1 protein-coding gene is annotated in these 1,347 nt (G+C 51.2%); it reads right to left on the bottom strand.

Annotation, left to right across the window (positions count from 1 at the left end; translation table 11 throughout):
* Positions 1 to 1,214 (bottom strand): IMP dehydrogenase (gene guaB, locus B3180_RS13800; RefSeq protein ID WP_286845079.1); only part of this gene is annotated, 1,214 nt, incomplete at its 3' end.
* Positions 1,215 to 1,347: the final 133 nt, after the last annotated feature.

The following is a 1,347-nucleotide window of genomic DNA, read 5'->3' as shown; positions in this document are numbered from 1 at the left end:
AAATAACGGTCAGACGAGCCATTGCGCTGATTCATTGCACCCAGACTGCCCATGCCGCGGTATGATTTGTAATAACGGTCCTGGTAAAGCTCAACTTCACCCGGCGACTCTTCAGTACCAGCCAGCATGCTGCCCACCATAACGCAGTGCGCGCCGGCGGCCAGAGCTTTGACAATGTCTCCTGAGAAACGAATACCACCATCGGCAATAATCGGTACGCCAGAGCCTTTAATGGCATCAACCGCGTCACTAATGGCGCTAATTTGCGGTACACCACAACCGGTAACAATACGTGTGGTACAAATTGAACCCGGGCCAATACCCACTTTCACCGCGTCAACGCCTGCTTCAACCAGCGCCTTAGCGCCTGCGGCCGTTGCTACGTTACCGGCAATAATCTGTAAGTCAGGGTAGTCTTTACGAGTTTTCTTAACCCGATCCAGTACACCCTGCGAATGTCCGTGCGAGGTATCAATAAGCAGTACATCAACGCCCGCTTCAACCAGCAACTGAATACGCTCTTCCGTACCCGCGCCAACACCTACTGCTGCACCTACACGCAGTGAACCCAGTTCGTCTTTACAAGCGTTCGGTTTGTTTTCGGCTTTTTCAAAGTCTTTCAGGGTGATCATACCCTTCAGTTTGTGCGCGTCATCCACAACCAAGATCTTTTCAATGCGGTGTTTGTGCATAAGCTGCAGTATTTCTTCGCTTTCTGCAGTTTCATGCACAGTGACCAGGCGGTCATTACCCGTCATTACGTGGCGGATCTCTTTGCTGTCATCGTCTTCAAAACGTGTGTCACGGCCGGTAACAATACCGACTAAATCGCCATTACCTTCAACCACAGGAAACCCCTGAAAACCATGCTCGGCAGTCAGTTGTTTAATTTCACCAATGGTGGTTGTGGGTTGCACAGTAACCGGGTCAGAGACCATGCCACTTTCGTATTTTTTCACTTTACGAACGTGCGCGGCTTGTTGCTCTGCGGTCATATTCTTGTGGATAAAGCCAAGGCCGCCTTCCTGCGCCAATGCAATAGCCAGTGCCGATTCAGTAACGGTATCCATCGCGGCCGAAACCAGCGGGACATTCAGGGTAATTCCACGCGTTAATTGCGTGCGTAAATCAGCGGTATGGGGGAGAACTTCGGAATGACCGGGAACGAGCAAAACGTCGTCAAAGGTCAAGGCTTCTTGGGCAATTCGCAGCATGTGCAACACTCCGTGACTGGATTCATGTTGCGGGTGGATTTTACCCGTTTTTGCTACCGAGCGCAAGGAAAATTAATGAATGCTTGGGTATGTATTGCGGATCTGGCCGGACGCCGTAAACCCATCCCTGGGG

Origin of the sequence: Idiomarina sp. UBA4206 (assembly GCF_002383015.1) — a bacterium.
Classification (GTDB): domain Bacteria; phylum Pseudomonadota; class Gammaproteobacteria; order Enterobacterales; family Alteromonadaceae; genus Idiomarina; species Idiomarina abyssalis.
Note: the sequence above shows the minus strand (reverse complement) of the source record. Positions and strands in the feature narration are given on the sequence as shown.